Consider the following 6873-nt stretch of genomic DNA (forward strand, 5'->3'; position numbering starts at 1 on the left):
GGATTTCGTTGCAATGGATCGTTTTTTTAGATTAAAGGAAAACGGCTCTAACGTACGGACCGAAATTATGGCGGGCATCACCACGTTTATGGCTATGGCTTACGTGCTGGTGATTAACCCGAACATCTTGACCGCTTTCGGCAAAACAGGCATGGAGTGGTATCCCGTGTTTCTCGCGACGGCTCTGGCCGCCGGTATTTTTACCATCGCCATGGGTCTGTTCGTGAACTTTCCGGTCGCACTGGCGCCGGGTATGGGACTTAACGCGTACTTTGCGACTGTCGTGGTATCCACCGCTTCCACCAACAACCCGATCACTTGGCAGATGGCTCTGACCGCCGTCTTTATCTCGGGGATCATTTTTATCATTCTGACCATTACAAGACTGCGGCAGATGCTGCTCGTTGCGATTCCGGACGGAATCAAGCACGCGATTACTGTGGGGATCGGTCTTTTTATCACCATCGTAGGGTTGAAAAATACCGGCCTTATGACAATTGCGGCTGAAACCGTTAACGATATTCCGAAAGGCCAGTTTACACCGCTTAAGGGCTTCGAAACCGTTATTGAACTGGGAAGCTTCAAAAGCCCGGACGTGATTATGGCTTTAATAGGCCTTGTCCTGATTTCCATTCTGATGGTGCTCCGTGTACGCGGTGCGATTTTGTTCGGTATTTTGGGCACGACGATTATCGCTCTTCTGATGGGATACGTTGACCTAAGCTCGCTTAACAATCCTCAGACGCCTTGGATTCCGGACCTCGGCCAGCTTAACTTCTGGGAGTTTGATTTTGCCGGTATTATGGGCGTCGGCATCGTATCGGTTATCGTAACCTTTACCTTCGTCGAAATGTTCGATACGTTCGGTACGCTTGTAGGTACGGCTAACCGTGCCGGCATCATGAAAAACAAAGAAGAAGGCAACAAACGCGTCGGTAAAGCGATGTTCGTCGATGCTTTTGCGGTGAGCGGCGGCGCCATGCTGGGTACCAGCACCGTAACCGCTTATGTGGAAAGCTCCGCAGGTGTTGCGGAAGGCGGCCGTACCGGCCTGACTTCGCTCACAACGGGTATCCTGTTCATTCTTGCTCTGTTCTTCGCTCCGATTATCGCTTTGATTCCGGGTTCCGCGACAGGCGCGGCCTTGATCGTCGTAGGCGTTCTGATGATGCAGGCGGTGCGTGACATCGACTTCCAGGATCTCGTGATCGGGATTCCGGCGTTCCTGACCATCACGTTCATGCCTTTCACTTACAGCATTGCCAACGGTATTTCTCTTGGTATCGTAGGTTATGTCATTCTGGCGGTTATTTCTCGGCTGAGCAGCCGCGTTGAAAAGAAACACAGCATTCACTGGCTCATGTGGGTATTGTTCGTCCTCGTTATCGCGCGCTACGTGTTTATCGGCGTGAGCGGTTAATGGTTTAAGAAGTCTCAGACCGGCCTCGGATTAAATCCGATTGGCCGGTTTTTTTTGTGGTTACTTACTTGATTTTATTTTCTCTATTTCCAAAATTTGATAGATCGTTTATACTAGGTTTTGTGCCTTTGTTTTTCCTCATCCGCCTCCCGCTCGTCCCTCTACCTCCTTTTCGTGTCATTTTCTAACTCTTCCACTGCTGTACCGGTTAAAGCTTTTTGGGTTACTTTCTATGTTTGTATTTGCTATGCCTGCTTCTACTATTTAACGTGTGAAAAGGGGTTTTTTAATGGTTTTTCTCAGAAAAAACAAAAGGTTTTGGGGAGCTGCCATTTTATTTGGGACGGCCGCTATACTCCTGCACAATGATGCAAAAGCAGTTGGCCTTACGACAGAGCTTGCCGCCGCTGTTCCGGTCCAGTCTTTTAGCGATGTAGGAGGGCACTGGGCTGAAACGGTCATCCGCAAGGCAGCCGACCTTAACCTGGTACAAGGTTACAGCGACGGTACTTTTCACCCGGACGGCAAAATTACGCGTGCCGAATTCGCGGCTATGCTGAACCGGGCAACAAAGCAGAAAACGGATACTGCGGGGGCAGAGAACCCCCTTTCCGGCTTGCAAAACCACTGGAGCCAAGCGGAGGTCAACAAGCTTGCCGCTCTCGGTTTTATCGATCAAAGCGACTATAAGACCGGTTTTTCCCCGGATCTAGAATTGACGCGCTACGAGATGATCAAATGGATTTCATCGGGCCTCGCCCAATCGGAACCAAGCTTTAAACAGGCGTTGGAGGATACGGAGGGGACCCTGCTGCCGACACCCGAAACTTACAAAGGAGGCATTTCCAGCGAGCAAATTCCTTCCGTCGCCCTTGTAAAAGGCACGGGCATCGTGGACGGTTTTGAAGACGGCACGTTCCGGCTAGCCCAAGCGACCACAAGGGCGGAGGTCTCCGCCATTTTGATGCGTTTTATGGAGGTGGAAGGCAACAAAGCCGAACAATACAAGGGGCTTAACGAGCTGAGGGAGGTTGGACTGACGGGGTCTAATTTGACGACTATAACGAAGTATAAGTATGGGATGGATTATAACGGTGTAGTTCGTGATTTTTCTTTTATACGAGGCATAAGTATTTCTCTCCGAGACGGAATCGGGACGATGAAAATCAACCGTGTAATCGCTGTGGATTCCGATAATGACAGCAACGTCAGCATTTATAAGCCTATGTTCCTTGAAAATGTAGAGAAGTATCAGAAAAATAAATATGTGGTTTTCAGTGAAATTGCTGTACAATCCAGTGTTAAAAATTTAACGAATTTAGAATTAGGGAATTCGATGGGAAATGGTATTACTTCATCCACAAGATTACTTGGAGACAATGTTATTCGATTTGGGTTAAAGACTTTGTCCAACCGAAATAACAATGAACTTCTCAATAGCGGAAATGATGAATTTTTTTGGGTTTCTGAAGTTATTCCTAAAACTGTGCCTGAAAACTATCCAAAACTTTCTTTTAGTATAAAAGCACAAAATGATGATCTTGTTAGAATAATCTTAAATAAATGAAGAGGGAAATATAGCATATATGAAAAGAAGACACGTGTTGCCTCTTATTCTATTATGTGTGCAATTATTTTTTGTGTTAGTATTTTTGCCTACATCAATTAAGGCTAATGAACCACCTAAATCACAAAGAAATTCAACATCGAAAGAAATAATTTCAGATGTTGTTATGGCTAAGCCTGGAGTTTATTGGTACCAAATAGATAATGGAAAGTTTCGTGCTGATTATTCTAGCGGTCAGAAGCAAAAAGATGTTGAATGGAATAAAGTTTGTGATAATCCGTTTCCCGTTAAATCAAGTATGGAAGATGACGTGAACTTATCCAGTTGGAAACCTCAGGACTGGGAGTATAATGGCAGGACGATCCCAAGGGATAAAGTTGATAAGGTTCGATTGTATGAAGTTACATATCATGATGCATTTTCATATGAGCCCGTCATTCCAGGATCAAAGCCTGATATCATCAATGATAGTTACGCCTTGTTAAATACTTATACGGGCATGGATTATATCGAATCCGACTACAAAGAATTCATGAAAAGGCCGAATGGCTGCCCGAAGGTTGTCGTTATGTACGAAACCCCAGTCGACATCACTTGGGCAGGAGACATCTACGAGGAAAAAGAAATCACCGTAATACCCGACTCGTCCATTTCCGTAGGTCAAAAAATCCAGCTCCAGGCAAACGTCAAAACAAAAGACTGGGGGGCGAGTGACTGGGGAAAAGACTATGACGTTGCCACCCGAACAACCGAAACCACGTGGAAATCCGAGGACGAAACCATCGCGACTGTGAATGCCTCCGGACAAGTCCTAGGAAAGAAGGCCGGCAAGGTTAAGGTAAGAGCCATTTGGGATAACGGCGATTACCGGATTTCGGATGCCGCTGAAATTACGGTCACGACAGACCCCGGCCTTGTCATCAATCTCCCGAAGCCCGAATTTTGCACCTCCGACTCCTCTATACAGCAGGCAGAAGCCGTGCTCACTAAACCGGACGGTACCTCCTGGCCCCTCCAAAAACACGATAAACTTACTTGGACCAGTTCCAACCCCTCCATTGCAACCATTGATCAAACCGGCAAAATCACCCTAAAAGCAGTAATAGGAACAACGGAAATTACGGCTCATTTCAAAGATGATCTTCAGCATCTGGACGAGAAGAAATCGGTGACTTTAACGATCAAGGATTGTGGCTCATCAGGCGGGGGAAACCCCGGTACGGGAAATCCTCAACCACCGGGAGGAACCAATGGGTGCAACCCGGTGATCAATCCGCCGTCTAAAGGCCTCATGCAAAGCGGCTACTTCATGGATCCCCAAGCAAGCGGAATGCTACGTGCCGACAGGCGCGGTGCCGAAACCTTTAACGTCCTCGAAGGAATTCCCACTTCCGAAAGCCTTTACGCCAATGTACAAAGCCTCCACTACCTCTTTCAAAACAAATTCACCAACATGACCGGAGAGGTCACTTACAGCGTCCCCGTCACCAAAACATATGTATGGACCGTTCCCGTTCCTCCGCCCGGCGTTCCGATCCCCATGAGTCAGACAGTTACTCAAACGATGACCGTCAAGCGTCCTTACGGCTACTGGCAAATCGATAATTTGGAAATTTACCGGCCCGAGCAGGCGCGACTCAGCAACTATGCTCTTGGCGGGTACGGCGGTTCGGTTACTTTGGATGCTAAAAATTACACGCCTCCCGTTATAACAAGCACAAATAAAGATGACGTATCCTCTCACGTACAACCTTCGAACTGCAATTCCGTAAACTTGGGTACCGGCGGAGGTCCGCCTATGAACGAAACCGGCGTGTTTCAAGCTGCCGCGGAAGCCGCGGTCGGCGCTAACAAAGTGAGCAACGATCTTCTGGTGTTTAACGGGAACACGCTTATGGACAACCGGATTCACGACGCCGCGGCTCCAGTGCCTAAGCCTATTCCAGAGCCTGCGAGGATTGGTCCGGATATTTTTTACGGGACCGGCTACATAATCAGCAAAACACTGGCCAACCGGCAGGCCCAGCCCACAACCGGAACAATCGCGTACACGCTTCTTCCGGGAAATATTAAAGGAGGAGTGAACAAAACCTTCGACATCCCCGGAATCAACCCCGTCACGGTTCACACGCCGGTCATTATGGTGCCATCGGTTTCCGACGATCAGGCGCATAATCAGAAAACGACGCCTGCGTATGACCGCTCAGCGCTTATTCTTGACCGTCCTTTTAGCGTAACCGTACCTACAACAGGTCCGCACCGCGGCATTCCGGGTTACGGAATTCGTGATTATGCCAAGTACACGAGGCAGAAACAAGTGTGGTTCCCGTTTGACACTTACGACGCAGCTATGAAATTCATACCGAAGCGTACGTGGATCGACATACCGGTAGGACAGCTGTCCACGACGTTTTATATGCCTGTATGGGTTGACGAAGGCCCTTATAGCGTTCTTTTTCGCTCCATTTCGGAGAACGCCCCGGCGTCGTTTACGACAGAACCGCAGGCTAACCTAACCTTGTCCAATCATGTTGCCACTGATACGGTTCCGGTCGATGTGATCGGACGGCTTTACGATTTTAAAGTGACGGACATCGCAGATTTCAATTGGGAGAACGTATTTCGTACAGCTAAAGGCAGTGCGGCACACACCGGAACGAAATATTGGATAGGGGAAAAAGACATCGACGGTCATCCGCGGCCGACAGGCTATCCTTTCATCCTTCCGATTCATCCGGGCAGCCACCCCGAAGCGGGATATAAGAACATTTCGGTTAAAACAGGCTATCATATCAAATTTGATCTTAAGACCAAGGGCAATATGTTCGGTTTCGACGATGGTGTGCGGATTACGCCTGCGTTCTATTTCGTCTCTAATGAAGGCGGCAAAAGACAGCCCGTTGATTTGTATTATCATGCCGATAACAAACCTTTTGTCCGTATCGGTTCACCGCAGGACCAGGAAAAGCGTTTTGTCGTTTTAAACGACCGGCTTCGCAATTTGAGCGCGCTGGAGCTTGAACAGACGGCGGGGTATCTCTTCGATCAGGATCCGGGTTCCTTCACGAACCGGGCGGAATTCACGGCCGATTATATAAAGAAAGCGGCCAAGCCGACCTGGGTCGGGACTTATCATTGGCTCATTTTGTCCCGGCAAGTGCGGACTTTTATTGGGGAGACGCAAAACATTCCGGCTGGAGTTGATAGAGCCAGGGCCCTCGCTTCCGATCAAAAATGGTACGGGGAGTACAGCCTGCCTGCTGCGGTCTATGCCGTACCGAAAGGAACCGATCTCGCCGTCTATGGCCGGAAACAAACGCTCGATGATCAGTCTCCCGTTTTTTTGCGGAACGGCTACATCGTCGTGAATTTCAATATTGAAAGCATTCGGGGAGGAGACGTGAACAAGCCATATTTGCAATATATCCATGGGCCCTTGAATAACCAGTGGCAGAAGGAGGGTGGCGTAGGGAGCGTTACCGGCACCAAGGGACAATCATTCCCGGTGATGGACGGGGACGTCGTTTTTTATCATGGAGACCTTTCAAGCTACGATGATTTCAGCTCTAACGGTACTCATTAGACATTAAGGTGTGCACTTGCCAGCCAACAGAGGGAGAGAAAAGAGTCTGGATTCATGGCTCTTTTCTACTTCCACAAAATGGTTGTTGCAAAAGGTGTCGGATGCTGGTAAAGTTACTTCTTGCCGGCAACAATGAAACACGCCGCGAAAAAAGAACTTCAAAAAAAAGCTTGCATAACTGAGCGCGACTATGTTATAGTGTAAAAGTTGTCGCTGAGACAAGCGCTAACGACGAAGGCCACAAGGTCTTACGAGATTGTCCTTTGAAAACTGAACAACGAGTGATTGAAGCGTCTCAAGTAA

3 protein-coding genes are annotated in these 6873 nt (G+C 48.3%); all 3 read left to right on the top strand.

The genetic code is table 11. From position 1 onward, the window contains the following. The first annotated feature begins 13 nt into the window (after nucleotides 1-13). Nucleotides 14-1420, top strand: coding sequence for an NCS2 family permease (locus tag PCH01S_RS26640; protein ID WP_042234979.1), 1407 nt, complete (start codon nucleotides 14-16; stop codon nucleotides 1418-1420). Between the two features lie 289 nt (nucleotides 1421-1709). Then, on the top strand, nucleotides 1710-2987 hold the full coding sequence (locus PCH01S_RS26645) for an S-layer homology domain-containing protein (RefSeq protein WP_042234981.1): 1278 nt from the start codon (nucleotides 1710-1712) through the stop codon (nucleotides 2985-2987). A gap of 19 nt (nucleotides 2988-3006) precedes the next feature. Beyond that, a complete protein-coding gene (locus tag PCH01S_RS26650; RefSeq protein WP_042234983.1) occupies nucleotides 3007-6570 on the top strand; it encodes a DUF5704 domain-containing protein in 3564 nt (1187 codons plus the stop codon). Nucleotides 6571-6873: the final 303 nt, after the last annotated feature.

This window comes from Paenibacillus chitinolyticus NBRC 15660 (assembly GCF_000739915.1).
Lineage (GTDB): Bacteria > Bacillota > Bacilli > Paenibacillales > NBRC-103111 > Paenibacillus_F > Paenibacillus_F chitinolyticus.